At 42.9% G+C, this 26,741-nt stretch carries 22 protein-coding genes; 6 read left to right on the top strand and 16 right to left on the bottom strand.

The window, feature by feature from the left end:
- Positions 1-371: septal ring lytic transglycosylase RlpA family protein (locus BM043_RS11380; RefSeq protein ID WP_143189527.1), on the bottom strand; the 371-nt coding region annotated here is incomplete at its 3' end.
- Between the two features lie 146 nt (positions 372-517).
- Here BM043_RS11380 and BM043_RS11375 point away from each other — a divergent pair.
- Complete coding sequence (locus tag BM043_RS11375; protein WP_092791722.1) at positions 518-1,747, top strand: metallophosphoesterase family protein; 1,230 nt, start codon at positions 518-520, stop codon at positions 1,745-1,747.
- Positions 1,744-4,776 (top strand): AAA family ATPase, encoded by a 3,033-nt coding sequence (locus BM043_RS11370; protein ID WP_092791720.1) that lies wholly within the window; start codon positions 1,744-1,746, stop codon positions 4,774-4,776. The genes BM043_RS11375 and BM043_RS11370 overlap by 4 nt, the downstream gene beginning before the upstream one ends.
- Positions 4,777-4,943: 167 nt before the next feature.
- Here the strand turns inward: BM043_RS11370 and BM043_RS11365 are convergent, their stop codons facing one another.
- The 5 genes from BM043_RS11365 to BM043_RS11340 form a co-directional block, all read right to left on the bottom strand.
- Positions 4,944-5,555, bottom strand: a complete 612-nt coding sequence (locus BM043_RS11365; RefSeq protein WP_092791718.1) for an alpha/beta hydrolase — start codon at positions 5,553-5,555, stop codon at positions 4,944-4,946.
- Positions 5,548-6,498, bottom strand: a complete 951-nt coding sequence (locus BM043_RS11360; protein ID WP_092791716.1) for a ring-cleaving dioxygenase — start codon at positions 6,496-6,498, stop codon at positions 5,548-5,550. Before BM043_RS11360 ends, BM043_RS11365 begins: the two co-directional genes overlap by 8 nt.
- 403 nt (positions 6,499-6,901) lie before the next feature.
- Positions 6,902-7,429: a YceI family protein gene (locus BM043_RS11350; RefSeq protein ID WP_092791712.1), complete on the bottom strand. Its 528-nt coding sequence runs from the start codon at positions 7,427-7,429 to the stop codon at positions 6,902-6,904.
- 82 nt (positions 7,430-7,511) lie between these two features.
- On the bottom strand, positions 7,512-7,961 hold the full coding sequence (locus BM043_RS11345) for a MarR family winged helix-turn-helix transcriptional regulator (RefSeq protein ID WP_177188469.1): 450 nt from the start codon (positions 7,959-7,961) through the stop codon (positions 7,512-7,514).
- Between the two features lie 150 nt (positions 7,962-8,111).
- Entirely contained in the window at positions 8,112-11,027 is a 2,916-nt protein-coding gene (locus BM043_RS11340) for a helix-turn-helix and ligand-binding sensor domain-containing protein (protein WP_092791710.1), read from the bottom strand.
- Positions 11,028-11,220: 193 nt separating this feature from the next.
- Between BM043_RS11340 and BM043_RS11335 the strand changes: the two genes are divergently transcribed.
- Both BM043_RS11335 and BM043_RS11330 read left to right on the top strand, forming a co-directional pair.
- On the top strand, positions 11,221-12,636 hold the full coding sequence (locus BM043_RS11335; protein ID WP_143189521.1) for a hypothetical protein: 1,416 nt from the start codon (positions 11,221-11,223) through the stop codon (positions 12,634-12,636).
- A 76-nt stretch (positions 12,637-12,712) separates the two neighbouring features.
- The gene (locus BM043_RS11330) at positions 12,713-13,576 is read left to right on the top strand and encodes a glycoside hydrolase family 16 protein (RefSeq protein ID WP_245753020.1); all 864 of its coding nucleotides are present in this window, start codon (positions 12,713-12,715) and stop codon (positions 13,574-13,576) included.
- 71 nt (positions 13,577-13,647) lie between these two features.
- On the opposite strand, the gene BM043_RS11325 is transcribed toward BM043_RS11330, so the two are convergent.
- The 10 genes from BM043_RS11325 to BM043_RS11280 all read right to left on the bottom strand — a co-directional run bounded on the left by BM043_RS11325 (position 13,648) and on the right by BM043_RS11280 (position 24,766).
- Positions 13,648-14,448 (bottom strand): alpha/beta fold hydrolase, encoded by an 801-nt coding sequence (locus BM043_RS11325; RefSeq protein ID WP_092791704.1) that lies wholly within the window; start codon positions 14,446-14,448, stop codon positions 13,648-13,650.
- 26 nt (positions 14,449-14,474) lie between these two features.
- Positions 14,475-16,064: an amidohydrolase family protein gene (locus tag BM043_RS11320; RefSeq protein ID WP_092791702.1), complete on the bottom strand. Its 1,590-nt coding sequence runs from the start codon at positions 16,062-16,064 to the stop codon at positions 14,475-14,477.
- 128 nt (positions 16,065-16,192) lie between these two features.
- Positions 16,193-17,008, bottom strand: coding sequence for an enoyl-ACP reductase FabI (locus tag BM043_RS11315; RefSeq protein ID WP_092791700.1), 816 nt, complete (start codon positions 17,006-17,008; stop codon positions 16,193-16,195).
- 65 nt (positions 17,009-17,073) lie between these two features.
- Positions 17,074-18,726, bottom strand: coding sequence for a DNA repair protein RecN (gene recN, locus BM043_RS11310; protein WP_092791698.1), 1,653 nt, complete (start codon positions 18,724-18,726; stop codon positions 17,074-17,076).
- 37 nt (positions 18,727-18,763) lie between these two features.
- Positions 18,764-19,666: a type IX secretion system protein PorD gene (gene porD, locus BM043_RS11305; protein WP_092791696.1), complete on the bottom strand. Its 903-nt coding sequence runs from the start codon at positions 19,664-19,666 to the stop codon at positions 18,764-18,766.
- A gap of 22 nt (positions 19,667-19,688) precedes the next feature.
- Entirely contained in the window at positions 19,689-20,903 is a 1,215-nt protein-coding gene (gene coaBC, locus BM043_RS11300) for a bifunctional phosphopantothenoylcysteine decarboxylase/phosphopantothenate--cysteine ligase CoaBC (protein ID WP_092791695.1), read from the bottom strand.
- A 2-nt stretch (positions 20,904-20,905) separates the two neighbouring features.
- Positions 20,906-21,220, bottom strand: coding sequence for a DNA-directed RNA polymerase subunit omega (locus BM043_RS11295; RefSeq protein ID WP_092791693.1), 315 nt, complete (start codon positions 21,218-21,220; stop codon positions 20,906-20,908).
- 23 nt (positions 21,221-21,243) lie between these two features.
- Entirely contained in the window at positions 21,244-22,137 is an 894-nt protein-coding gene (locus tag BM043_RS11290) for an outer membrane protein assembly factor BamD (protein WP_377901230.1), read from the bottom strand.
- Positions 22,138-22,200: 63 nt separating this feature from the next.
- Positions 22,201-22,917: a T9SS type A sorting domain-containing protein gene (locus BM043_RS11285; RefSeq protein ID WP_092791690.1), complete on the bottom strand. Its 717-nt coding sequence runs from the start codon at positions 22,915-22,917 to the stop codon at positions 22,201-22,203.
- A gap of 118 nt (positions 22,918-23,035) precedes the next feature.
- Positions 23,036-24,766 (bottom strand): OstA-like protein, encoded by a 1,731-nt coding sequence (locus BM043_RS11280; protein WP_092791689.1) that lies wholly within the window; start codon positions 24,764-24,766, stop codon positions 23,036-23,038.
- A 48-nt stretch (positions 24,767-24,814) separates the two neighbouring features.
- On the opposite strand from BM043_RS11280, the gene tilS reads away from it, so the two are divergent.
- A complete protein-coding gene (gene tilS / locus BM043_RS11275) occupies positions 24,815-26,143 on the top strand; it encodes a tRNA lysidine(34) synthetase TilS (RefSeq protein ID WP_092791687.1) in 1,329 nt (442 codons plus the stop codon).
- Positions 26,136-26,651 carry a Crp/Fnr family transcriptional regulator gene (locus BM043_RS11270; protein WP_092791686.1) on the top strand — a complete coding sequence of 172 codons (516 nt, stop codon included), beginning with the start codon at positions 26,136-26,138 and terminating at the stop codon, positions 26,649-26,651. The genes tilS and BM043_RS11270 overlap by 8 nt, the downstream gene beginning before the upstream one ends.
- The last annotated feature ends 90 nt before the right edge of the window (positions 26,652-26,741 follow it).

The raw sequence follows: 26,741 nt of genomic DNA, 5'->3' as shown, positions 1-26,741 counted from the left end.
GTCGCAAGTTCCAATTTCACCCGGGCGATCCCGACCGACCGCATATCCAAAACGGTAGCCGCTCCCCGCGACAGATCGATGATCCGAAGCGAACTTTTCGGTAAGCGATCATTGATCCGAACCCAAACCGTATCTCCCGTATCAAGTCGAGTCACCTTCACCCGCGTATCAAAAGGCAAATATTTATGCGCCGCCGTCAGACTGTCCATGTGAAAAATTTCTCCGTTGGCCGTTTGCCGCAAATGAAAGCGCTTGCCGTAAAAACTTGCCCATCCCATTTGAATTTGCACCGAATCTGCTCCCTGAGCCCAGCTACTTGGACAAAGCCCGAAAATCAGAAACAGGAGAAAAAGAAATGAGAATTTTTTCATCAGCAGGGCAAAGTCAACAAAAATGCCAATTCCTGTCGGAATCCAAAAATGGTTTGGACATCGCAGCAGCAGAAAGTATCTTCGGTAATTAAGAACAAAGCAATCATTAACCAAAACCTTCGCTTTTAAATCTACCTTTTTACCCCATGCTCAAAATCCTTCATACCGCAGACTGGCACCTGGGAAAGCGACTACAGGAATTTCCCCGAATCGAGGAGCAAAAACTCGTACTGGACGAAATCTGCCAAATCGCCGATCAGCAGGAGGTGGATTTAATTCTGCTTGCCGGTGATATTTTTGACAGCTTTAATCCCGCTCACGAAGCCGTCGAACTCCTTTACAAGACGCTTCACCGACTTTCGAAAAATGGGCAGCGTCCTGTCTTTGCCATTTCCGGCAATCATGACAGCACGCAGTTTGTCGAAGCTCCGGATCCCCTCGCCCGAGAAATGGGCATATTTTTCTACAGTAGATACGACAGCATCATCGCCTCTGGCAAACTCGATTCCGGAATCGAAATTCTTCACTCGGATAGCTGTTTTGTCGAGTTGAAAATCCCCAAGATTGACTTTCCGATCCGCTTGATTCTCGCTCCATACGCCAATGAAGTCAGTCTCAAAACATACTTGGGCGAGGAAAATAGAGAAGAGGAATTCCGCACCATTCTTTCTGAAAAATGGCGACAGCTCGCCGATCAATACTGTGATGGGGCTGGAGTCAATTTATTTATAGGACATTTCTACTTTTCAAAAAAAGGGGAACCTCTGGAAGCCGAACCCGAGTCCGAGCGCCCTATCCTTCACGTGGGAGGGACTCAGGCACTTTTTACCGAAAATCTCCCGAGACAAATTCAGTATGCGGCCTTGGGACACCTTCACCGCTATCATGCGGTGGATAAAAATCCCAGCCCCGTAGTGTATTCTAGCAGTCCCCTAGCCTACTCCTTTTCCGAAGCTGATCAGCAAAAACAGGTCGTAGTAATCGAGGCAGAACCCAGCCAGGCTATCAAGTATCAACCTATTCCCCTGAAACAAGGAAAAGCGCTGTACCGCAAATCATTTGACAATCTACCCGACACCCTGATTTGGCTGGAGGCAAATCCCTATTGTTTTGTGGAGTTGACTTATCAGACCGAACACTCCATCGATGCGGCTACCCGGAAGGCTATCCTGAAAGCCCATGACGGAATCGTCAACTTAATTCCTCAGATTAAAAACCCTCTTCATAATGAGGACATGAATCTTACAGCTGCCGATTTGGAAAAGGACATGATTAGTTTATTCAAACTTTATTTTCAAAACGAACGAGGACAAGAACCTCACCCCGAGCTACTCGACATGTTTAAAGAAGTCATCAGTCAAGACACCAGCGCATGATACCTGTTCAGTTAGAAATTCAAGGGTTATATTCCTATCGAGAAAAAGAAACCATCGATTTCGAACCGCTCACCGCAGCGGGCCTTTTTGGAATTTTTGGAGCGGTCGGGAGTGGCAAATCTTCCATTTTGGAAGCCATTCTGCTGGCACTTTACGGCAGTACAGAGCGGCTTTCGGACCGGGGCGAAAAAAACTCCATGGTCAACCTCCAAAGCGATCAGGTTCTTATCCGGTTTATATTTCGATCCGGCAAAAACAACAGTCAGACCTATCTTGCCCGCTACGAAGCCAAACGAAACAAAAAAGATCCCGAAAAAGTCGATCCCGCCAATCATATCTTTTACCATCAAGTCGATGGGAACTGGGAAGCGCTGGAGCAAAAAGCAGAGGAAATCGTCGGGATGAAAAAGGATCATTTTAAGCAGACGGTGATTATTCCTCAAGGGAAATTTCGCGAATTCATTGACTTGACTCCAGGACCTCGGGCCGAGATGATGAAAGAGCTCTTTGGTTTGGAGCGATTTGATTTGGCCTCCAAAACCGGCAGTCTTTTGCGACAAGTAAAGGATGAGAAAATCCGGCTGGACACCAAAATTCAGAGTCTGGAGGAATATTCTGAAGAAGGGTTGGCAAGTCAAAATGAAAAACTTGAAAGTCAAAAACTAGAACTTAAGCAAAGCAGCGAAAAAGTCAGCAAGCTGGATCTGGCGGTCAAGTCCCAAGAAAAATTTCGAGAGAAACACCATGCTTGGGTAGAATTTTCCCAAATGAAACGGGAACTACTAAACCAAAAACCCCAAATCGAAAAACAGCGGCAGCTCCATCGGGATTTTATCACGGCCAAAAGCCACCTTCGTCCCGTCTGGTATCAGCTTCGCGATCAGCGCATCGATGCCGAAAAATACCGGGTAAGCATCATCGATTGTGAGCGGTTTGCAGTCGAGTTTGAAAAAGAACTAGCGGAAGAAAAAAACCAGGAAAAAGAACTCCGCGAAAAGAATCAAAAACGCCCTGAGCGGGAAGGAAAAATTCGGGATTTGAAAAAAGTACTGGAGATCAAAGAACTGAAAGAAAAGTTACGATCTGCCGAACAGGAATTGGAGCAGATTTTACCGAGCATTACTACCTTGCAAAACCAGCGAAAGGATCTAGAACAAAAACTCCGAGAATCAGAAAGTCAGCTGGGAAAACTGGCAGCCACAGACGCCAACCACCTTGCCTCACTTAAAAATCAGCTTCATACTTGGTCGGATTTGGAGACACAATTGGCACAAAAAAACAAGCTCATCAGCCAGTTTGAACGTGAGGAGCGGAAAGTCTCTGAGTCCTTGAATTCACTTCTCACTCAGATCCCGTCTGAATTTCAGCAACTTGAAGATTGGCTCAAATCTCAACAAGCTGAAATCCGTAAATGGGAAGAAAAGCGGGAAGCAATTCTCCGCAAATCCGGACTCCACAGTCACGCCCATTTGTTGGAAGACGGAAAGCCCTGCCCGCTTTGTGGGTCGATCGAGCATCCCGATCCGCTCGAAAAAAGTAGTCAAAACCAAGCTCAAAAAGAGATTGAATTGAAAATCTCCAAGGAAAAAGAACAGCTTGAAAAAATCCTGCTAATACGTCAGCAACTCAAAGAACAGGAAATTTACCTTCAAAATCACCAGGAAAACCTCAAGCGAAATCGCCAGGAAAAAAGCACGATTTCCGACAAATTGGGTCAAATCACTCAAGGACTAGCTGCTCAAGATATCGACAACCAACAAACGCTAAACGAACAGATTCAGCTTCTCGAAAATGAATCCCAAATCCGGGAAAAAACGCTCAGCGATATCCAAAAAATCAGACAGGAATCCGATCAGGTTCAAAAAAATCTAGACCAGTCTCAAGACAAAGTGCAGCAGGCACAGATGAAAAAGGGAAATCTCCAAACAGCCATCCAATCCAAACAGGATGAAATTAAGGACAGGGATTTTTGCCAAGCCTTTTTTGAAAAAACACCAGAAGACATCCAACGGGGAATATATAAAGTCGAAAAGGACATCCACGAGGCTGTCTTAGCCTTGGAAAGCAAGCAGAAATTTCTTCAGGAACTTCAAACCAAGGCTGCCACCAATTTGGCAGATTTGAAGAATTTCAAGAATTCCTTTGAATCGGCACAGACAAAAATCGAGAAACTGGAAAACGAGTTTGAATCCCTCAAAGAGGAACATGGATTCCCAGACGAAGAAGCTTTGATCCGACTATTTGAGCATTCGCTTGATGCGGAAAAAATCGCCAAAGAAATCCAGCAATTTGACCAACAATTGGCTTTGGCAGAAAGTCGAATCGAAGAATTGGAAAAGGAAAAAGATGTCATCGAGTTTGATGAAGAGGCTTTTGTCAAACTGGCCGCCCAGCATCAATTGACGTTGTCCATGAATAAAGAACTTCAGGAGCGCGTGGTTCTGCTACAGCAGGAAGTCAAAACGACCTCGCAAAAATTAGAGGAAAAGAAGATTTTGTTTCAAGAATTGGAAACTGTTGAAAAGCGGGAAAGCTATCTCCGTGAACTGGAAAAGCTCTTCAAGGGCAGTGGATTCGTCAAATATGTGAGTTCGATTTATCTGAAGGAACTTTGCCATACCGCCAATCAGCGATTTATGAAATTAAGCAAAAACAGCCTTTCCCTGGAGATTGATGAAGACAACACCTTTTGGGTGATTGATTATTTGAATGGAGGAAAAAAACGGCTTTTAAAAACGCTTTCGGGAGGTCAGACTTTTCAGGCCTCACTGTGTTTGGCTTTGGCCTTGGCCGAAAAAGTCAAAGCGCTGAATCAGGCTGACCAGAGCTTTTTCTTCTTGGATGAAGGCTTTGGGGCCTTGGACCGGAATTCCTTGAGGGTTGTTTTTGAGACGCTCAAATCTCTCCGTCATGAAAACCGAATCGTAGGGATTATCAGCCATGTAGAAGAATTGCAGCAGGAAATCGGCGTCTATGCCCAAGTCGAGCTTGATCCCGAAACCGGCTCCAAAGTGAGTTATTCCTATTAGGTTTTTTTGCAATTAAAATAAACGGTGCCGGATGAAAGTGTAGAATCCAAAGGTTAAATTTTTGCGTGAGTGATGACACTCACGCAGGCAAGTGTGCGGTATACCGTCCATAAAAAAAGCCCGATGGCAAAACCAACGGACTTTTCGAATTAAGAAAACCAATTTACTTAAGATAGTATATGTTTATTTACCCAATCAATCTCTTCTTGACGAATGGTATGCTGAGGATCTGAAAAGAACTTCACAGTCACTTCAGCTCCCATTTCCCGAAGCAAATCAGCCGAAGCCTCGATGCGTACTGCCGGGACGTGAATATCTCGTTCACTGCTACCAATAAAGACAGGAGTCTTCCCAAAATCTCCAGAATAATTTTCCTTCTTTAATTTTTCCCCGATCAGACCACCGGTAAAGGCTATCACACCCCCAAATTTTTGAGCATTTCTAGCCGCAAAATCCAAACTTATACAAGCCCCTTGAGAAAAACCGATGAAGTAAATTTGATCAGGAGAAAGACCTTGACCAATCAAATAATCATATACGGTTTGAATTTTGGCCAGTGAATCATTCAATGATTTATCATTGCTTTGATCAGGAGCCATAAAACTATAGGGATACCAGGTATTGTCATCGGCTTGAGGTGCCAGCAAGGCAAAATCATCCATTCGAAGGTGATTCGAAAGCGAAAGAATGCTTTGTGCTGTGGCTCCGCGACCGTGAATTAATATCGCGGCCTTTTTGGCTTTATCAAGGGGTAATCCCCGGTGCGTGACATCATGCATAGTTTTCAGGATTTAAAGTGACAGGAACCAGGTTTTTCTCAATTTTTTCACGAGAAGGCTCCGCCCACTCGGGAAGCTTAATCAACTCACCCAAATGCGCTTCATCCTCATCGATCGCAAATCCAGGCTCGTCTGTGGCAATTTCAAACAACACTCCTCCTGGCTCTCGGAAGTAAATAGATTTAAAATAATTTCGGTCTTTGACCTCGGTGACCATGTAGCCGTGTTTCATCAATAGTTGTTGCATTTCCAATTGCGTATCAACATTGGCAGTTCGGAAAGCGATGTGATGAACTGTTCCCGCACTTTGCATTCCCCGGTTTCCATTGGGATCTACCAAAATATCGATGATATCGCCGGGTTTTCCTTCCGTTCCATATCGGAATCGGTTTCCCTCCTGATCGATGAATTGATAATTCATATGCTCAGTCAGTAATTTGGCGGTGAGTTCTTTCGCCTTCAAATAAAGCGTAGCACCGTAAAATCCTCTGATCGAATACTCCAAAGGAATACTTCCATAAGTCCAACCTTTTCGTGCGTCTTGGTCATTGGCTACCAATTCGATCCCCATCCCATCATGATCCTCAAACCGGATCAATTCTGCTCCAAATCGGGTCAAGGTATCAGAAATGGTAATTCCATATTTTTTTAACCTTAACTTCCAAAAATCCAGGGAGTTTTTAGGTATCGAAAATGCCGTGTAAGTCAACTCTCCCACTCCTTTGCTGCCTTTTCGGGCACCTTGAAATGGAAAGGTGGTAAATACAGTACCGGGATTTCCGAGTTCATCTCCAAAATAGAAATGATACACATCGGGAGCGTCAAAATTGATCGTCTTTTTGACCAATCTCAAACCTAACAAACCAGTGTAAAAATCAACATTGGCTTGGGCATTTCCTGCAATTGCAGTGATGTGGTGAATTCCTGTGATTAATGGTTTCATGATTGCCGGGGTTTAATAACTAGTGGTTTAAAATAAAGGGCAGTCTAAATTCATGAGGTTGTCTCAAAAGTGAAGTCTGTCACATTGAGCGCCTGCCTGGCCGGAAAAGGTAGGAAGTCGAAATGTTTGCCAAAACGATAAAAATGGCCTTCGACTCCGCTACCAATGACAGAGATGCTTAATTTCACAAAATTGGGGTCAGTCCGAGCACCCGAAAGACGGGAGTCTGAAGGTACGAGGACGCTTCGACTCTCCCGAAACTTGATCGGGACAAGCTGCTCAGCGTGACCAAAAATTTGATTCAAACCAAAATTTTCGTCATCTCCCTTTTTGTATGTTCGCAGAATATTTAAGTCTCAGGCTGACATTAAAGCGATTTATGAGACAACCCCATGACTTATTTTTATGCTTGCTTAACCAACTGAATGCTCAAAATCAATCTTACTTGGTCACTCACAACGACACTTCCTGCCTCAGTCACTGCGGACCAAGCCAATCCGAATTCTTTTCGATTTACTTTTCCTTCGATTTCGAATCCAGCTTTGGTCTGTCCATAAGGATCTCCGGCTACTCCACCAAAATCCACATCCAATTCTACTTCTTTGGTAGTTTCGCGCATGGTAAGATTTCCGATTAATTTATAGTCTCCACCGTTCTTAGCGATTTTACCTTCGAACTTCAATTTAGGATGATTTTCTGCATCGAAGAAATCCGCAGACTTCAAGTGATTGTCACGATCTTTTTGATTGGTGTCGATGCTGTCAATATCAGCTGAGAAGGAAACTGTAGCTCCGTCAAAATCTTCTGAAGTGCTTTCTGCTGCTCCTTCAAATTTCTTGAAATAACCCGTCACGGTAGAAATCACCAAGTGTTTTACTTTGAAAGAAACCTCAGAGTGAGTAGGGTCGATAGTCCATTTAGTAGTGCTCATAATTTGTTTTGTGTTTAGTTTTAAATTTGATTTATATGTGTTTTAACATTTCATGTCTAGACATTTGTTCAGGTAAATTTTTTTATCCCCTCAATTTGTCAAGAAGAACATTCAATTGATTTACATCTGCCTCACTCAAGTTGATAATTAAGTGGTTGAAATCTGAAACTTGCTTTTCAAGTTCGCTCAAGACTTGGTTACCTTTTTCCGTAATACTGACATCCACTTGCCTCCGATCTTTAGGGCATTCTACCCGCTGTACCAGTTCCTTGGTTTTTAGCTTTTCTACCAATCGTGAGGCATTGGACATTTTATTCAGCATACGGTCTTGTATGGAAGATACAGTTAAGGGCTTTCCATTTTGTCCCCTCAAGATCCTAAGCACATTGTATTGTTCTGGCGAAAGATCGTAGGGTTTAAACAAACTGTTTTGGGCAGTCACCAAATAGCTATGCGTATAAAGCAGATTGACCACCAACTTGTTGTAGGGATCTTTAAATTCTTTTTGCTTTATGGCTTCTTCCAGTCTCATCATCATCATCTACAAGTGAATTTAATGTATATACATTTAAAAACAGGAAAAAGTTTACGTTCCTGTTCATTTTTCTAAAAATTATTTTCCTTACCTAGGAAAAAGCCAGCCAAACGCTATTCAAAAAACAGGCTTTAAGCTGCTCAAAGGCTAAAATCTCAACAAAAAATCGCTTAAGTTATCTTTTCGCTCCAGTTTCAATTTTTTTCGAACTCGGTACCGACCTATTTCCACTCCACGTACGGATATACCGAGTAGGTTGGCGATTTCTTTGGTATTGAGGTTCATCCGGATGTATGCACTGAATTTGATTTCTTGTGGAGTCAAGTCTGGATATTTTTCTTTGAGCCGGGTAATGAAATTGCCATGAACCTGGTCAAAATTTTCAGAAAACTGACTCCACTCCCCTCCACCGTCCAAATCCTTGTCGATGGACTTAATCAACTTACCCAGCTGGGTATTGATCTGTTTTGTTCTTTCATCTTTCGAAAGATTTTTAAGCGTACTTTTGATGGTGTTGAGCAGTTGGTTTTTTTGGATCAAATGCATGGCCGAGGAAGTCAGCTCTTGATTTTTGTGCTCTATTTCATTTTGAAGCTTTTCATTTTTTAATTGAATAATCTCTTCCTCAGTCCGCTGAGTGATGGTCTCAATTTCATTATCCTTGATTTCCAATACCCGGTCTTGCTCTTCCTTTAATTTGGATTGGGCCTGTTGATGTCGCTTATCCAACCACCGAAAGCCCAGAAAAAGTAAGAATCCACCACCTAAAGTGTAAAAAACATAGGCGAAAAATGAGCGATATATGGGTGGCTTGATCTCAAAAGTAAATGTGGCGGGCTCGGTTTCCCGCTCAAATATATCCCGTGCGCGCACTTGAAATGAATATTCTCCTTCGCGGAGATTGGTATATTCTTTCCGGTTTTCCAGACTCCAAGGCGACCAGTCCACATCATAATTTTCGAGTTTAAATTGATAGGTGACTTCTTCTTCACTTTCGAAATGCGGAGCAGCATATTCGAAAGAAATCGAGTTCTGCGCATAATCCAGGACGGTCTCAAAATTAGGTGCGGACTTGGTGGATGAAAATTTATTTCCCAAGAACAAAATAGAGTCTTGTACGCCTTGAGAGGATATTTCACTGAAAAGGATTTGGGTTTCCACCTCCTGAGGAATATCAAGCTGAGGCGAATAATGAATAAAGCCTTGCTTTCCACCGATGAGGATGTGTTGATTATCCAAGACCATGATATTGGCCAAATCATCATTCCATAGCCTGCGGATTTTATTAAAAGGAGCGGTATGTACGATTTGCTGATGATTGGGCTGCGGTTTGATTAATCCCAACATATTCTGCTCAATAAAATACACGTTGCCGACTTCATCTGCTTCCATATCTACCAGCATGGCCCCCGGATCAATCAACTCATTGTATTCATCGTTGGGGACAAAACGATCCTGATCCACACTGTAATCGTAAAACCCAGCATTTGCAGTAAATAATAATTGATTGGATATCTTAAATACATTATTCAAGACATTGGTGGGCAATCCATCTTGATTATTATAAAGCTTGCTTTCGGTTACTTGGGTATAGTCTGGCGAAAATTTAAGCTTAAAAATCCCTTTGTATCCATGAGCTACCCAGAGGTATTCTCCATCAAACTCCATCACACGGGAGGATTCTCCGAAGCCCTCAATTTTCTGTTTGAATAACAAATCACTCCCAGACCATTCAAAAAGATTCAATCCGGTGTAGGTTCCCTGAATCAGTAGATTGGATTCTCCGGGAATCGATCGGAACAGCCAAGCCCCATTTTCATCATGGATTTTGACGGCAGTTTTACCATCCAAATAATAGGTTCCATTATTGTGCCCCACCAAAATCCGTCCCTTTATTCTTTGGATGTTGTAGACCTGCCCATCGATCCCTTTTATCGGTTCGATTTGATCATTTTCCCAAACAAAAAGTCCATTATTAGTGCCTAAATAAACCAATTCCTCACTTTTCAAAGCGGTATATCCTGCACCCGAAATCCCCATCCGATCATCAATAAACGTAAATGGGGAATTCAAATCCACCCGAGAAAGTCCATTGTTTTTTGCCAACCAAAGCCCATCATAGTTGTCTTCATAGATGTAGTTGATCGTAAGATCTTGCAAGCCTTCCTCCTTAGATAGATGAAGGAGTCTGTTTCCTTCTTTGGAGATAATAAATAGCCCCGCATTTTGAGTTCCAATGGCGATATTCCCATTCCGCAATCGAGTCGCATGATTGATTAAAAATTCATTTCGCCAAAAATCCCCTTTAAACTGAAACGGTTTTACGGTACCATTATACAAAAATGCTCCATGCTCAAATGTGGTAATCATCAATTGCTGATTATCATATTTCATAATGGAGGAAATCCGTTTATCCTTGAAAAAGTCGCCATTTTGGACAAGCTCAAATTTTCCGTCGTTGAATAATGTCAAGCCTTGATCGACGACATAGGAATACAGCAGGTTATCTACTTTAAAAGAAATCTCTAGGCGATTTTCAGCTTCAAAGGCTCCGGTTTCCCTGCCATCATAGACATATATCCGCTCAAATGTGCAGAAATAAATATCCCCTTCGATTTCAAAAATTTTCCACGTTTCATCAAATCCTCGAGTAGCCGCAGGTAAGCTATCCGCGAGTGAAGTATAAATCAATTTCCCCTTGGCATCAGAGGACAAAAACCCAAAATCAGCCTGACTTCCAACATAGATATTGCCGTCTGAACCTAAAAGTACCGACCGGACCTTGGTATTATTTAACCCATATCGATTCCAGTTTTCCCCATCAAATTCCAACAGACCTAAATTATTGGCAACGAAAAGCGCGCCCCTTCCATCTTGAATGATATCCCAATTTTGGATCCCGGCTTTATATCGCTCTGGACCATAATTGGTAATGAATGGCAACCCTTTGAAATTATCCTGATTTTGGGCCATCAACACTGCGATTGGACAGGTCCCGAGAAAAAGCAGTACTACAGAGAGCCAGCAGAGCAAATACCTAGTTTTCAATTTGATTTGAGACATTGAGAAATCCTAAAATTCAATTTGTGAAAAATAATAAAAGTGAAAATGCCCAAATATTCACTTCTACACAATTTTTTGATTCAATTGATGAAATTTTGATGTATTATGAGTTGAACAAAGATGAAAAGATGAAGAGGTAAGATTTTTGGGATTTATAAGGTAAGCGTTGACATTGTGGTAAAATATAAACTCTATGAAAAAATTAATTTTAAACTCAACAATGGCTTTGTTTGCACTCCTGATCGTTTGGAGTTGCGACAACGGATTTGCGGATGTGGATGTTATCGACACACCGCCAACTTTAGACCTGGGAAGTATTACCAGTGGTACCACAGAAGGCGAAGATTTTAGAATCGAGATCGAAGTTTCTGACGGAATAGATGGAAGCTCGATTAGTGCCTTATCTAATCTCAATTATTCCATCACCCGAGACGGAGAAAATGTCACTTCAGGTTCAGAAGAACTGACCGGTGACAATCAAACCGTGACGATCGAAATACCTGGAGGATTTGAAGCTGGGGAATACAACTTGGATGTTACAGTTACCGATACCAATGGAAATGAAAGTTCTGATAACGTATCTTTTACAGTATCCTCCGCCACTCCGGCGTTTGATATCTCGGGTGTTTGGTCATTGGAGCCAGTAGCTGGTTCTTTGAAAGTAGGTCCTGCACCTGGAAGTTCGGAATGGTATCAGATTTCGGATGCCGATGTAGCACTTAGAGATTGCTTTTATGATGATACTTACACTTTCAATACTGATGGCTCTTTCGAAATCGAAATGGGAGAATCCACTTGGCTAGAAACATGGCAAGGAGTGGATGCTGACCGTTGCGGTACGCCTGTAGCGCCTTTTGATGGAGCGGGGACATATTCTTATACTTACACCTCCACGGAGTTGACCCTTATTGGTGAAGGTGCCCATGTAGGATTGGCCAAAGTAAACAATGAAGGGGAAATTTCTCAAGGTGCTGCAGTAGCTGATCAAATCACGTACACTATTGCAGAACAAACCCAAGACGGCGATACTCGCAGAATGACACTTAGAATCGAAGCTGGAGACGGAGTATGGTGGGATTTCCTTTTGATCTCGGGTGAAGCTGGAGAAGATCCTGAGCCGGCCTCCGATGTAGCGGGTGATTGGCAAATGGAGCCAGTAGCTGGCGCATTTTCAGTTGGACCTAACCCAGGAAGCACCGAGTTTTTCTCAAGTTCTGCAGATGATGTGACAACGAGAGCTTGTTTCTTTGATGATGTCTATACTTTTGGAGCAGATGGCAGCTTCTCTATCGAAATGGGAGATCAGACTTGGCTTGAATCTTGGCAAGGAGTTGACAGTGATAGCTGTGGTACTCCGGTAGCTCCACATGACGGATCAGGTGATTATAGTTTTGAATTTGACGGGGAAACCTTGAGGCTGATCGGTGAAGGAGCTCACGTGGCACTTCCTAAAGTGGTGAATGGTGGAGAACTACCAAATGTGGATGTACCGGATGATGTAACGTATCAAGTAGCCAGCTTAACGGATGAGGATGGTGTCAGAAGAATGACTTTACACATCGAAATCCAAGATGAAATTTGGTGGACTTTTAAGTTAATCTCAGAATAAACAATCAATTTCTTCCTTCTGCATGTGCCTGATCATCGGACACATGCAGAAGGTTTTTTTATACCTGCTGACAACCATGAAAACTTTAAACTACCTCCTCTTTTCCGCCTGCTTGTTATTTTTTTCTGGATGTGGGACTGAAGACCCCAGTAATCCAGGAACAGACAACACTCAAACCGAAATTGCCATTCCGACAACAGGATACACTTCTCCAGAAAGCTACGATGGAATGACCTTGGTCTGGGAAGATGACTTTGATGGAAATAGCCTAGACCCAGCAAACTGGAGTCATGAATCTGGCACAGGGCAAAACGGCTGGGGAAACAATGAACTCCAATATTATCGCTCTCAAAACACTTCTTTTCAAGATGGTCACCTCATCATCACCGCAAAAGAAGAGTCATTCAATGGAAGTGATTATACCTCCTCCAGGATTATTTCCATGGGAAAACAGCAATTCAGATACGGACGAATAGATTTCCGAGCTGTCATGCCCCGTGGTCAAGGACTTTGGCCTGCATTATGGATGCTGGGTTCCAACTTTGAAACAGAAGGATGGCCTGCCTGTGGAGAAATTGATATTATGGAAATGATCGGGGGCAGTGGTCGGGAAAATACCGTTCATGGCACCGTGCATTGGTCTAATGATGGCTCATATGCCCAGTTTGGAGGAGAAAAATCCCTATCCAACGGCACCTTAGCGGACCAATTTCATGTATTCAGTATCGAATGGGATGCAACTAAAATCCGTTGGTTTATCGATAATGAAGTCTACCATGAAATTGATATCACACCTGCTCAATTGGATGAATTTCGGCGAAGCTTCTTTTTCATCATGAATGTTGCTGTGGGAGGAAACTGGCCAGGGTCACCCAATGCCAACACAACTTTCCCCCAACATATGATTGTGGATTATGTGCGGGTTTTTCAAGCTCAATAGATTGGAATTACCCATGAAAAAAGCGATCCAGTGTTTTGGATCGCTTTTTTTGTTCTATCAGTTCAAACTAATCAAGTTTGCTTTTCTAGCCAATCCAAGATCAAATGATTGACTTCTTCGGGCTTCTCGATACAGCTGCTGTGGCCGGCACCTGCAATTCGGTGAAGCTTGGCGTCTGCAATTCCCATTTGGATGAATTTGGCCTTCTCAGGCTTAGTCGCCACATCTTCATCCCCGACTATAACCAAGGTAGGACAATGGATTTGCGCCAACTCTGACTCGACTCCTTTTCGGTAAATCACTCCCTCTACCGGACCAGAAATGCTCCGTTTATTTTTCATCATCTGCTTTTGCCAATAAGCCGCCTTTTTCTTATTGGCTTTATCTTCCAGCCAACTTTCGGCAAACATAATTTTCATCACCTTGCGGGCTACAGGGCTAATGACTCCCATCCATTTCACTATGCCATTGAGCGTTTTATATTTGGGTAAGTTTTCGACAGGCTCTGCATTGGCGGAAGTTTCCATCAGAATCAAGCTTTTAATTAGTTTTGGATGTCTGGAGGCGAGCCTCATTCCGATAAATCCTCCCATAGATAATCCTGCAAAATGAACCGGCTCATCGCATAGCTCCCCGATCAGCTCAGCCGCATCCTCAGTGAGCGTTTCCATATCAAAGGGTGGAATTGCCTCACTTTCTCCCTGCCCTCGGTGATCGTAGGCGATCACACGATAAGACTTGGACAATTCCTCGATTTGGGCCACAAACATGTGGTGACTCCACAATAAGCCATGAGAAAAAACAATAATCTCATTTCCAGAGCCCTTTTCGAGATAGTGGAGGTTTACTCCATTTACTTTGATTTTTGGCATATCGATACGGGTTAAAAAACTGCTTTTTACCAATCTAACCCAGGTTGGGTTATTTTTGCATTTTCTCTTTCTTTATGCTGATCCACAATGGTTTTCACATCTTCCAAAAGCTTTTTGGCATCATAGACAATGCCGTCTTTTACGGTAAATTTGACCCCACCTACCCGGATGGGTTGATTGTTTTCGTCGATTCGAATGGTCCCAGTTCCATATAAAACTTTGAGATTCTGAAGTGGATTTTCTTCCAAAATCACAAAATCAGCAAGCTTCCCTACCTCCACCGTACCGATTTCCTTGTCCATTCCCAAAGCCTCTGCACCATACATTGTCGCTGACCGAATGACTTCGAGCGGATGAAATCCCGCTTCTCGGAGTAATTCCAACTCACGGATAAACGCAAAACCATACAATTGATAGATAAAGCCCGAGTCAGAACCTGCAGTCACTCGTCCGCCTCGATTTTTATACTCATTGACAAAGGTCATCCAGAGCCGGTAGTTTTCCTTCCATTGTACTTCCTCCTCCGTGGTCCAGTCAAACCAATAGGAGCCATGAGATTGCCGACTAGGCGCATAGAATCGCCACAGCGAAGGCAGCGTGTAGACCTGATGCCACTCTTGAGTACGGGCCCGCATGAGGTCACGGTTGGCTTCGTAAATATTAAAAGTAGGATCAAGAGTAAAGTCCAACTCTAGAAGTTCGTTCATTACCGCATTCCAATGATCAGAGTAAGGAGCAGCAGCTTGCTTCCACAACTTGCCCGCTTCACCGAAGCGGTGTTGCTCATTCTGATAATTGTAATCCAGTCTAAAGTCCTGAATGGTCCGGTCTTCAAAAAGCGCCTCTGGTAATCCATACCAGTGCTCCATTGAGGTCAATCCCGCTCTTGCCGAATGAAGGACATTCCATCGTGCCACATCCATTTGTTGGTGGTGCATAGCTGATCGCAAACCGATTCGCTTATTCTCTGAAATCGCAGCCTCCATGACTTCGGGATTCGCTCCAAAAAACTTAATTCCATCCGCACCTTTGGCTTTATTTTCATTGACCCAAGCTTTGGCTTGCTCCGCAGTGGTGATCGGATCTTCAGCTCTTTGTCCAAATGAGGTGTAGGCCAAGATTCGGGGCGCTGTGATCGAATTTTCTTGTGATTTTCGTTTGTGATCTAGAACCCAATCCAATCCATTTCCCGCAGATGGATCTCGCACAGTAGTCACTCCATGCGCCATCCATAGCTTAAATACGTACTCTGCGGGAGTTCCCTGTCCACTTCCTCCGATATGCCCATGCATATCAACCAATCCTGGAAGTAGATAATGTCCTTCCAAATCTAGCTCTTTGGTGTTTTCGTCGGCCTTTGGCCTTCGGTCTTCATTGATCGGCAAGCCAGGATAGCCTACCGACTGAATCTGAACGATCCGGTTTTTTTCGACCACGATATCCACAGGCCCGATCGGTGGCGCACCCGTCCCGTCAATCAAGGTCACTCCGCGGATGATTAATTTGTCATAGGGTCCACCCCCTTCCGATCGGTCAGGGGCAGGCATAATCTGGGAAATTCCCTGAAAAGTAACAGCTGCCAAAAGCAGCGTCAGGATAAATTTTTGAATTGACATAAGTTGATGGCTGATAAGAAACAATAAGTTAGGAGAAAAAGTAAAAGGAAAAAATCACTTTGGGATGGGTGCATAAAAAAAGTCCGGATTTAGAACCGGACTTCGATTTATTCTGGGAAAATTTTCCTTTACAGATCTTTGAATTTTTCCATGATGTCCTCAGAAATTCCCGTGAAGGAATAGCCCCCATCGTGGAAAAGATTCTGCATGGTCACCATTCTCGTCAGGTCGGAAAACATCGTAACGATGTAGTCTGCACAAGAATCTGCCGAGGCATTTCCAAGTGGGGAAAGGGACTCAGCAAAATTGAAGAACGAATCAAACCCTCCGATTCCGGTTCCAGCTGTCGTTTTTGTGGGAGATTGGGAAATGGTATTTACACGGACTTTCTTCAGCTTTCCAAATCTATAGCCATATCCTCTAGCGATACTTTCCAGAAGGGCCTTGGCATCTGCCATATCGGTATAAAAAGGAAATACTCGCTGGGCGGCAATGTAAGACAAACCAACGATGGATCCCCATTCTTTCATCACATCCATCTTCTCAGCTACCTGCATCATTTTATGGAAAGAAATCGCCGAAACATCATATGATTTCATCGCCCAGTCGTAATTCAGATCGCCGTAGCTTCTTCCCTTGCGAATATTTGGAGACATCCCGATAGAGTGTAAAAGAAAATCAAAGTCTCCACCCAAATATTCCTTTGCTTCAGCGTAAAGTTTTTCGATATCCTCCAGCACTGTCGCATCGGCAGGGATGACGATGGTGTTGCATTCTTCTGCCAATTCATTGATTGCCCCCATTCGCATGGCGATCGGAGCATTGGTTAGGACAAAACGGGCACCTTGTTCTTTAGCTTTGAGCGCTGTCTTCCAAGCGATTGAATTCTCATCCAGGGCACCTGTGATGATTCCGACTTTTCCTTTGAGCAAATTTTCTGGCATATGGCTTATTTGATTGTTGTCAAAAATTCTGGGTAAAAATAAGGAAATTTTGGGATTCACAGCCTTTAACTGGCCAGAAGCTCCCTCGCACTAGCAAGCGCTGATGCAGAAGGTTTGGCGCCTGCAATCATTTTTGCCAGCTCATCAATCCGCTCGGATTCGCTGAGTTGCTTGATTTTACTGATGGTTTTTTCGGATGCATTGTCCTTGTACACAAAATAATGCAAATCACCTTTGGCAGCGACTTGAGGCAAATGGGTAATACAAATGACCTGATGCTGTCTTGCAATTTCTTTCATCATTCGGACCATCTGAAGGGCAACTTCCCCTGAAATCCCCGTATCGATTTCATCAAAAATCAAGGTCGGCAATGCCATTTTATCTGCCATTAAGTATTTGATCGCAAAGAGCAAACGGGAAAACTCCCCTCCCGAAGCTACTTTTTTAAGCGGCTGAGGCTGGGACCCTTTATTGGCTGTAAAAAGAAACTCAATTTCGTCGATACCTGAGGAAGAGGCCGGGATTTCTTTACGATCAATTTTCACTTGGGCATTTTCCATCCCCAATCCGATAAGTAATTCTTTTAGGGATTTTTCAAAAGAAGAAAAACTAGCGTTTCTTCGCTTACTCAATTTCTCTGCTTTTTCTCGCACACTTTTTTCTGCCTCTCTCAATTGCTTCTCAGCTTTATCCAGACTTTCATCCAAATTCTGGAATTGGAATACTTTATCCGCCAAATCCTGCTCGATTTGAATCAATCCCTCCACCGAATTCACTCCGTGCTTTTTTTGAAGCTGATAGATTTTGCTCAGTCGGTCTCGGGTTTCTTCCAGTTTTTCGAAGTCCACTTCCACTTGACTGTCCTCATCTCCTAAGGTTTCCAGCAAATCCTTGAGCTCAATCCATGCAGCCTGGAATCGCTCTTGGTAAGGCTGAAATTTATGTGCTAGACGGGAAAGCTGTTGAAGACTCTGCTGAATCTGCCCCAAGCCCTGAAATATCCCAATTTGCTCTCCCTCGAATAAGTCAATCACCTCGTTGATTTTGAGTTTGATCTCCTCGGCATTTTCTAGGATTTCCTGAGAAGACTCCAGCTCTTCCTGCTCTCCATTCTGCAGTGCCAACACACTTAACTCGTCCAATTGAAACTGATTGAAATCGGCCTCTTTTTGCAGATCCAACGCTTTTGCTTTTAACTGTTCAAAGGATTTCAACTCCTTTTTGTAGGTTTTATAGGCAGTTTGATAAGCTTCAAGCTCGGCAGTACTCTGAGAAAATGCATCGATCAATCCCAACTGATATTGTCCCTCGGCTAGCTGTAGGGTGTCATGCTGGGAGTGGATATCCATGAGTCGGGCTCCGAGGACTTTGAGCCGGTCCAATAAGACGGGAGTGTCATTGACAAAGGACCGAGACTTGCCACTTGGGCTGATTTCCCGTCGGATAATACAGGTTTGATCATAGTCCAGCTCTTCAGATTCAAAAAAAGCTTTCAATCCATAATTCCCTATTTCAAAAATGCCTTCAATGATACATTTCTGATCCTCATGAAGCAGGACTTTAGTATCCGCCCGATTTCCCAAAAGCAATCCCACCGCGCCTAGCATAATGGATTTTCCGGCTCCGGTTTCTCCTGTAATCATACTCAATGCTGGACTTGGCTGCATGTGCAGTTGATCGATCAAGGCGTAATTGGAAATACTCAGAGACTTTAGCATACAATTATTGGAAGTGATACAAAGCTAAAAAATCAAGTTAGCTTCTCAGAAGTTCGTTATACATTCTGGCATTATTTGGATCTACTTTGAGGAGCAACTCTACGGCCTCGGTTCGGAGTTCGAGTGGAGCTCCTTTTAGGATTTTGGAAATTTCCTCTCCTTTAGCATCCATGAAAGTAATAGTCAAAATCCCATTGGGCTGAGCATCATTGGCTTCGGAAACAATCCGAATGGCTTTAACAATGTTTTCATAGGCCTTTTCGGGCTGAACCTGCAGGATATCCAAGCCCTGCCGATGGTAGAGATAATAAGCTTCCCGAATGGCCGAAAATACGGAAGACGTATAAATATTATTAATCAACCAATAGCGACTTCTCTGATCTGAGGAACTCTGAGTCCAACCCGCTCTTCCGGATTGCTGAGCATTATTTACGATATCATTGGCGATTGCAAAAAACTCATCGCCTCCATTTTCCTGAAAGGTATCATAATCCAAGCCTAAGGTAATATTGGCATAAAAAGCCAAAAGAGAACTGATATTATTTAAAAAAGAAAAGCGGTTAAATTCCAAGGGCTGAGATTCGATGTAATCAAAACTCCAGTTCCTGTCTGCGAAGTTGAATATCAAGGACTCGTAATTGGTGCCGTAAATGGGTCGGACTACCTGGACTTGAACTGTCGCAGAGTAGGTTCCAACTTGGGGGACTTCATTGATAGTAATCAACAGATTTCCCTTGATTCGCTCCTCAGGTCTAAACTCATCTGAAGTCCACGATCTCCCATTTAAAAATTGCTCAAAGGAGCTTTTCATTTGGTTAAACACATCGGTATTTTGGATTCTCGCCCGGTCACTATTGATAATGACGGTAAAATTCAACTCCTGCGAAAGGCAAACTTCCGCTACAGTCAACAATAAAAAGGAAATGATCCATTTTTTCATATCCTAAAAATAAGAGAAATTATCAGGCTTGCTTCCAGTTGTCGTGCTTTTTGATTTCATCCAAAATAAGGGCTGCTATCGAGTCCTTCCGCTCTACGGCACTACTTACTTTTTTTCCATTTCGATGAAACAAATGCACTCTGTTGGTATCCAAACGAAAACCTGCCCCGGTTTCTTTCATTGAGTTAAGAACAATCAGGTCAAAATTTTTCTTTTCCAGTTTGCCTTTCGCGTTTTTCTCCTCATTTTCTGTCTCCAAGGCAAATCCGACATGAATTTGTCCGGCTTTTTTGGATTGACCCAAGGTAAAAGCGATATCGATATTTTTTTTGAGCGAGATGCTCATTTCGTCATCGTCCTTTTTGATTTTTTCGGCGGCAACTTCCTGTGGACCATAGTCTGCTACTGCAGCGGCAAATACCACAATGTCAGCTTGGGAGTGCAAAGCGGCAGCAGCTTCGTACATGGATTGGGCAGAAAGCACATCTTGCCAGTGAAACTTCTCTTTGGCTACCTCAATGGAAACCGGCCCGGAGACTACAAAAACCTCAGCTCCTCTCTCCAGGAAGGCTTCTGCAAGAGCATAGCCCATTTTTCCGCTGGAGTGATTGCTGATAAAGCGAACCGGATCGATGGATTCTTGGGTAGGCCCCATGGTAAGAAGAACTTTTTTACCCTGAAAATCCCCTTTTTTCCTAAAAAAAAACGCCACTTGCTCCAAGATGTGTTCCGGCTCCATCATTCGCCCCTGACCTGACAATCCACTGGCCAATTCGCCCGATTCTGCATCCAAAACTTGATTTCCAAAAGACTGGACACGACCCAAATTAGCCCGAACTGATGGGTGCTGATACATATCCAAATCCATCGCAGGAGCGAGCATTACCGGACATCGAGCGGAAAGATAAGTAGCAGTAAGCAAATTATCGCAGATGCCATGGGCAAGTTTTGCCAGGGTATTTGCACTCAGGGGGGCGATTAAAAAAAGATCTGCCCAAAGGCCCAATTCCACATGATTATTCCAAACGCCTGTCTCATCTTTTTGGAATTGATGAAGAACGGGTCGCTTGGATAGTGTCGACAGCGTCAATGGGGTAATAAAATCAAGAGCAGAAGCGCTCATAATGATTTGCACTTCTGCTCCTGCTTTGATCAATAAACGGGCAAGATGAGCGGATTTGTAGGCGGCAATACTGCCAGTCACACCTAAAATTATCCGCTTCCCTTGAAGGTTCATTTTTATTGTTCTGATTCTTGCTCAGGGAATCTGTGGTAGATTTTTCCCTCGATAAATTCTTCCAGAGCCAAGGTAGAAGGCTTTGGCATTCGCTCATAAAACTTGGAGATTTCGATTTGTTCTTTGTTTTCGAAGACCTCTTCCAAATTATCCACCGTAGAGGCAAATTCAGACAATTTTGTGTTCAATTCTTCTTTTAAGTTAGAAGAAATTTGCTTTGCACGCTGTCCGATCACATGGATGGATTCGTAGATATTGCCGGTAGGTTCGGCTATTTTTTCTAGATCTCGCGTAATGATGGATGGATTGATTGCCATTTTATTTATTCGTTTGTTAATTTCTAGTTGTTTTCGATTACTTCTTCGGCTTGATTTTCCTGTGCCGCTTCCCGCTCTGCGTATTGTTTTTTCAGTTCAAGATGTGTGGTAAGCTCTTCTTTGGATGCAGCTTCGTATTTCTTTACCTCGGAGACAAACTTACTATCGGGATATTTTCGATAAAAGTTTGAGGCAAAGTTCAAAGACTCATTTAATCGCTCTTCTTTTTTATTGAAAATACTGTTTTTGGCGAAAGTAGCACTTACTTCGACCAGCTTGTAGGCCAGTTCTTCGTTGTATTCACTTTCGGGATAGTCTCTGGCAAAGTTTTGAAAATTGACAATACAAGCCATGAGGAATTCTCCCGGAAATAAACCGTCCTTCAAGCGATAATACATGGTGGCTTCCTGGTAGGCTTTCTCTTCAAATCTCGATTCCAAATCCTCCAGCATTTCCATGGCACGCTCATAACTAGCTGATCCGGGAAACTGAATTACAAATTGCTGAATCGCAGCGACCGCCTCTTGGCTACTTTGTTGATCCAAATTGTAATCGGGAGAATCCAGATACAAGGCATAGGCATTCATAAAAAGAGCCTCTTCTGCCAAAGGACTTCGGTTATAGGTCCGATAGAAGTTATTAAAATATCCTGCTGCCTCAATGTACCGCTTGGTTTTGAAATGGCAGTTGGCATAATTGTAATCCGCTAATTCGGCTTTTTCACTTCCTCTGATGACGGGTAATACTTTATCATAGAGAATAATAGCCTTATTGTACTCCCCATTTTGGTAGTAATCATTCGCTCCTTCATAGAGTTCTTCCCAATTGGTGCTTTTTTCAAGCTTGCTAAAAGGCCCACAGGAAGCAACTAGAAGAGAAATAAATAATAAAGAAAGGATGGGTAAGCGCATGTTCATTTTCAAGACCGCAAATATACGGGATATTAATTGGTATTCAAACGGATAGATGAGAGGTTCGATCTACTTCTTCACAACGAGTTTTTTTGTGACAATATTTTTATTATCCACAAAAAGCGTGTAAAAATATACTCCAGGGTTCAAATCCGAGACATTGACCTGAAGGGTAGTCCGCTCAGGATCCAACTCATATTCTGCGACTGGATTTCCTATAAAGCTATTGATCGAGATTTTGGCCACTGCTGACCTGTTTTTTATCAAGTAATCAAAATGAGCCACTCGATTACTAGGATTGGGATATACATCACTCAAGGAAAGCGCTTCGTAATCAAATTCATCTACCTTTCTTTCGGGATTGGTTACATCGTACTGGGCCTCCACCAAAAATGCATCGCGGATATTATCCACATTGACAAAGAACAAATCAAAACTTCCCCTTGTCTCTGCTATTCCCAATGAAAACTCCACATAGACATCGGTGATGATTTCGCCAGGCTCCATCGTCAATTTCACTTTGGCCAGATCCCTTTTGACATCAAAACATTGCTCTCCCACACAGATTTTCATGTTTTGGGAGGACCCGATACTTCCACGAATATTCTTGAGGTAAAATGTTTTGGCGCGATCAGACTCATTTTGAATCAAAATACTCTTTCGCTGCGAGGACCCGATATCTCCTACAAACTCCAGATTCTCACTTAATACACGAATATCCTGCGCTTCCACCATAAATGGAAGTGACAGCATAAGCCATGTGAAAAGTTTGAAAATTTTGTTCATGTAAAGTTTTAATCTATAAGCCCTTTGATTTTTCTACTATATAAAAACAATATACGGACAAAATTAACTCTTGGATAGCCTCTGAGCGAAAAAATGCGGTTAATTGTTGTTAACCTTCTTAAAATTTTTTCTGGCTTTGGTCGTTTGCCCCTTTGATTCTAACTGGAAGCTTTTTGAAACTACTGTTTTCGAGTTTTAAAAGACGTTTTTGTAGGGTTTTTTCCATCTCTTCCTCAGTCGGCATTCGAAGCCTGACATTGGGAATATCAAATAGATTTTTTTGATCTAAATCAATTTCATCCACTATTCGCCAAGCAAAAATATCCTCCATGCTGGGCTTTTCTTCCTCTCTCCATTGGAAGCCTTCCAGGCGGGTAGTTTTTTCGTCTGTATCTTGAATCGGTATAAATCTACCATCAGGTTTCACCCCGTAGTTGACTCGTCGTACCGCACCGTCTTGGAAGTTTAACCTAATCGTAGCAGAAAGTGTTCGGTTGATTCCTTGATTTAGTGTGTCTCCTTCCAGTGCATAATACAGCGACTCCCCATTTCCCTCTATTAAAAGCTGCCTAATTTCTCCCTCTCCAAAAAATGCGGTCATCTTCCTTCCTTTCATCTGATTAAAATTTGCCAGCGTATCGGTCATGACCGAAAATGCTTTCTCTTTCATAATGGCCCGCTCCAATTCCTCATTGACGATGTAAAAAACCATAGAATCCGCTGAAATCTGATTCTTTTGATTCCAAATGACCGGATCATTAAACAGCTGAATGGATGAGTCGGAATAATTATAAACCAAGGAATCCGAAATCCCCGCCATGTCTGATTTAATAAGACTAATGGATCGGAAGGCTTTCAGAAATTTAAGTGAATCCCCTTCTCTATCCTGAGAAATCAGGGTATCGGCTATCATAAAAAGGGTGTCTTTCTCAAAGTATTTTCTCACCAAGGCATTTCCAATGACTTCGCTGTATCCTCGGTCTTCCCAATATTTTCCCAGGTCGCCGAAGATTTCCACCTCCCGCTCTTTGTTCAATACAGCCACCCGGTTTTTTCCCTCATAGTAAGCATCGAGTTCCCGATAAATTAATTCATCTGCTTTTACCCGGCTATTCTCCGTATCTACCATTCCTTCAAAAAATCGGAATTGCTTCTTCTGGGTATCGTAAAAGCTTCCTTTTTGAGCATCCAGCGTGGTTCCATCTTCAGCCACCAGATTTGTCAAACCTTTGGTTTCGGCCGTTTTGGGAATTGTCATATAGACCAGATGATTGGTCTTCATCGTATAGTCCGGATTGACCAAAATCACATCTTCGTTAAAGGTAATTCGCTCTAAATTCACCTCATATCGCCCTCTAAAACTGGTGAGCACATTGGTCGTATCGACTACCTTCCCCTCATTGAAATAAACCGCCACATTGGCCGCCCGATCAAAATCCAAATAATCCGTATATAAGGAAGTTTCTCCATTGGTCATGACCACATTGGTTCGGAGTTTGGCCAGTTTGGTATTTCCGTTATAGTCGGCATAAGCACTTCGAGTCGTCACCGAATCCTCCAAGTCCTCGATGAATACCCGGCCATAGAGCTTGGCGACATTTAAGGCCCGGTAAAAATGTGCCGAATCACAATTGATGAGCGTACTTTGGTTTTTCATTTTCACATCCCCGTACAGCCGCTGAAAACCCATCGCTCCTTTCAAAGAATCTGCTCTTATGATTTCCAACTGATTGCTCCCCCCAGTCTGTCCCGCGGGAGCAGAAGCATCTCGACGCTGCCCGCTCTGCGAAAAGGTGTTTTCGGAGAGAAGCAGCAAAATGAAGGATAAAAAGAGGACCGGATTTTTCATGATGGATCAACAGTGGGCAAAATTAGTAGAAAAAGCTATTTTTGATCAATGATCACAGCCTTTAAAGCCCATATACGTCAAAAGAACCTTTTGGATGTTAATAAAACCTATTTACTAGCCTGCAGTGGTGGACTGGATAGTGTGGTATTGGGTGAGCTTTTGTTAGAATCTGGTTTTTCTTTCGAAGTGGCACATGTGAATTTTCAATTGCGGGGAAAGGAAAGCGAAGGAGATGAGAAATTTGTGGCAAAATGGGCGGAACAAAAATCCCTGGAATTTCATCTGAAGCGAGTGGATGCGGGGACTTTTGCGGAAGATCAGAAAATCTCTATTCAAATGGCTGCCCGCAAGCTGCGCTACGAATGGTTTGAATTCCTTCGCAAGGCTCGGAACTTAGCCGGGATTATCCTTGCCCATCATGAGGATGATCAGATAGAAACTGTTTTTTTGAATCTCCTCCGAGGTACTGGGCTAGACGGACTGCAGGGAATGGCAGAACGGAATGGTCATTTGATTCGCCCGCTGTTAGTCTTTTCGCGAGACGAATTGGAAGAATTTGCGCAATCGAATAACATTAAGTGGCGGGAGGACAGCTCCAATCAAAAAACGGACTACAAACGCAACAAGCTGAGACTCGAGGTGCTGCCAAAACTCTATGGAAGTACGCCTGAAGCCAAGAAAAATTTACTGACCAGTCTAACCCGGATCAAAGACAGTACAAGAGCCTTTGGGGGATTGTATGAACAATGGCTGGAACAAACAGTCCGCCTAGAAGATGACACTTCTTTTTTACCCCTATCAAAGGTGATGAATATGCCCGGCGCTGTGAGTTTAATTTTCCTTTGGATTCGTTCTTTTGGATTCAATTCGGACCAAGCGGAGTCTATTTATCAAGCCGCCAAATCCGGTGAAGTAGGAAAGCTTTTTTCATCCTCGACTCACTTATTAAATCTCGACCGGGATGAATTGATCCTAATGCCTCAAGGTCCAGATTTCAAGGCTATGGAGATTTCTGAAAATGAAATAGAAATCCACTTGCCTGATACCAGTTATGATTTATTGAAATTAGCTAGTCCGGCTACTCTCGACACACACCGAAGCAATGCTATGCTTGATTTGGAACAGTTGGAATTCCCTTTGGTGATCAGAAACTGGGTGATCGGGGATCGGTTTATTCCCCTTGGCATGAAAAACAGTAAAAAGGTATCGGACTTTTTGATAGATTTGAAAATACCATTGGCACAGAAATCAAAAATCAAGGTATTGGTATCCGGAGGAAAAATCGCCTGGGTAATCGGGCTCCGGATTGCGGATTGGGCCAAATACGACGCCTCCACTAGGAAAATTATTTACTTCAAACAAAAAGTCCATGCGTAACCCTTTTTCAAAGACCTACACCGAGGAAGATCTAAAGATGTTTGATTTTCTGAGATTGATTAAGTTTTTTGAGCGACTGAAAAACAAGGAAATGGTGCGATTCCTGCCTGCCATGCATCAGCGCAAATACAAGAAGGATGAAGTGGTTTTTTTTAGCAAGGATCCCAGCCAGGCACTTTACCTAGTGAAAAAAGGTCAAGTCAATTTGATGATTGACATTAAGGATAACTTCGAAACCATATTAGAGATCAACCGAGGTGAGGCTTTTGGAGAAAACTCTCTTCTGGAAAATGCAAAAAGAACCTACACGGCACTCGTCACCTCAGATGATGCGGATCTGATCGTAATTCCGCATTTTGTCATTCAAGAAATTTTCGATTCAAACCCTAAAATAAAAGCTAAAATGATGACTTCCCTGTCAGAATATTACAATGAAAACAATCAGCGTTTATTCCGTTCCTACCGGGAATCGTTTGGTTTTTTCAGCTTGAGACAAATGTTTGAATAAAGCAAAAGTCCTCTGTATTCTTTTACTTTTATCCCAAATGCATACCGCCAAACAAAGTATTCACTCTCGGGTTTCGAATCCTGCCTTTGT

Source organism: Algoriphagus hitonicola (assembly GCF_900113375.1).
Classification (GTDB): domain Bacteria; phylum Bacteroidota; class Bacteroidia; order Cytophagales; family Cyclobacteriaceae; genus Algoriphagus; species Algoriphagus hitonicola.
Note: the sequence above shows the minus strand (reverse complement) of the source record. Positions and strands in the feature narration are given on the sequence as shown.

Excerpts from the sequence above, each read along its gene's own strand:
- BM043_RS11375 (WP_092791722.1), top strand. The coding sequence starts at position 518 with ATGCTCAAAATCCTTCATACCGCAGACTGGCACCTGGGAAAGCGACTA.
- BM043_RS11370 (WP_092791720.1), top strand. The coding sequence starts at position 1,744 with ATGATACCTGTTCAGTTAGAAATTCAAGGGTTATATTCCTATCGAGAA.
- BM043_RS11365 (WP_092791718.1), bottom strand. The coding sequence starts at position 5,555 with ATGCATGATGTCACGCACCGGGGATTACCCCTTGATAAAGCCAAAAAG.
- BM043_RS11360 (WP_092791716.1), bottom strand. The coding sequence starts at position 6,498 with ATGAAACCATTAATCACAGGAATTCACCACATCACTGCAATTGCAGGA.
- BM043_RS11350 (WP_092791712.1), bottom strand. The coding sequence starts at position 7,429 with ATGAGCACTACTAAATGGACTATCGACCCTACTCACTCTGAGGTTTCT.
- BM043_RS11345 (WP_177188469.1), bottom strand. The coding sequence starts at position 7,961 with ATGAGACTGGAAGAAGCCATAAAGCAAAAAGAATTTAAAGATCCCTAC.
- BM043_RS11340 (WP_092791710.1), bottom strand. The coding sequence starts at position 11,027 with ATGTCTCAAATCAAATTGAAAACTAGGTATTTGCTCTGCTGGCTCTCT.
- BM043_RS11335 (WP_143189521.1), top strand. The coding sequence starts at position 11,221 with ATGAAAAAATTAATTTTAAACTCAACAATGGCTTTGTTTGCACTCCTG.
- BM043_RS11330 (WP_245753020.1), top strand. The coding sequence starts at position 12,713 with ATGAAAACTTTAAACTACCTCCTCTTTTCCGCCTGCTTGTTATTTTTT.
- BM043_RS11325 (WP_092791704.1), bottom strand. The coding sequence starts at position 14,448 with ATGCCAAAAATCAAAGTAAATGGAGTAAACCTCCACTATCTCGAAAAG.
- BM043_RS11320 (WP_092791702.1), bottom strand. The coding sequence starts at position 16,064 with ATGTCAATTCAAAAATTTATCCTGACGCTGCTTTTGGCAGCTGTTACT.
- BM043_RS11315 (WP_092791700.1), bottom strand. The coding sequence starts at position 17,008 with ATGCCAGAAAATTTGCTCAAAGGAAAAGTCGGAATCATCACAGGTGCC.
- recN (WP_092791698.1), bottom strand. The coding sequence starts at position 18,726 with ATGCTAAAGTCTCTGAGTATTTCCAATTACGCCTTGATCGATCAACTG.
- porD (WP_092791696.1), bottom strand. The coding sequence starts at position 19,666 with ATGAAAAAATGGATCATTTCCTTTTTATTGTTGACTGTAGCGGAAGTT.
- coaBC (WP_092791695.1), bottom strand. The coding sequence starts at position 20,903 with ATGAACCTTCAAGGGAAGCGGATAATTTTAGGTGTGACTGGCAGTATT.
- BM043_RS11295 (WP_092791693.1), bottom strand. The coding sequence starts at position 21,220 with ATGGCAATCAATCCATCCATCATTACGCGAGATCTAGAAAAAATAGCC.
- BM043_RS11290 (WP_377901230.1), bottom strand. The coding sequence starts at position 22,137 with ATGAACATGCGCTTACCCATCCTTTCTTTATTATTTATTTCTCTTCTA.
- BM043_RS11285 (WP_092791690.1), bottom strand. The coding sequence starts at position 22,917 with ATGAACAAAATTTTCAAACTTTTCACATGGCTTATGCTGTCACTTCCA.
- BM043_RS11280 (WP_092791689.1), bottom strand. The coding sequence starts at position 24,766 with ATGAAAAATCCGGTCCTCTTTTTATCCTTCATTTTGCTGCTTCTCTCC.
- tilS (WP_092791687.1), top strand. The coding sequence starts at position 24,815 with ATGATCACAGCCTTTAAAGCCCATATACGTCAAAAGAACCTTTTGGAT.
- BM043_RS11270 (WP_092791686.1), top strand. The coding sequence starts at position 26,136 with ATGCGTAACCCTTTTTCAAAGACCTACACCGAGGAAGATCTAAAGATG.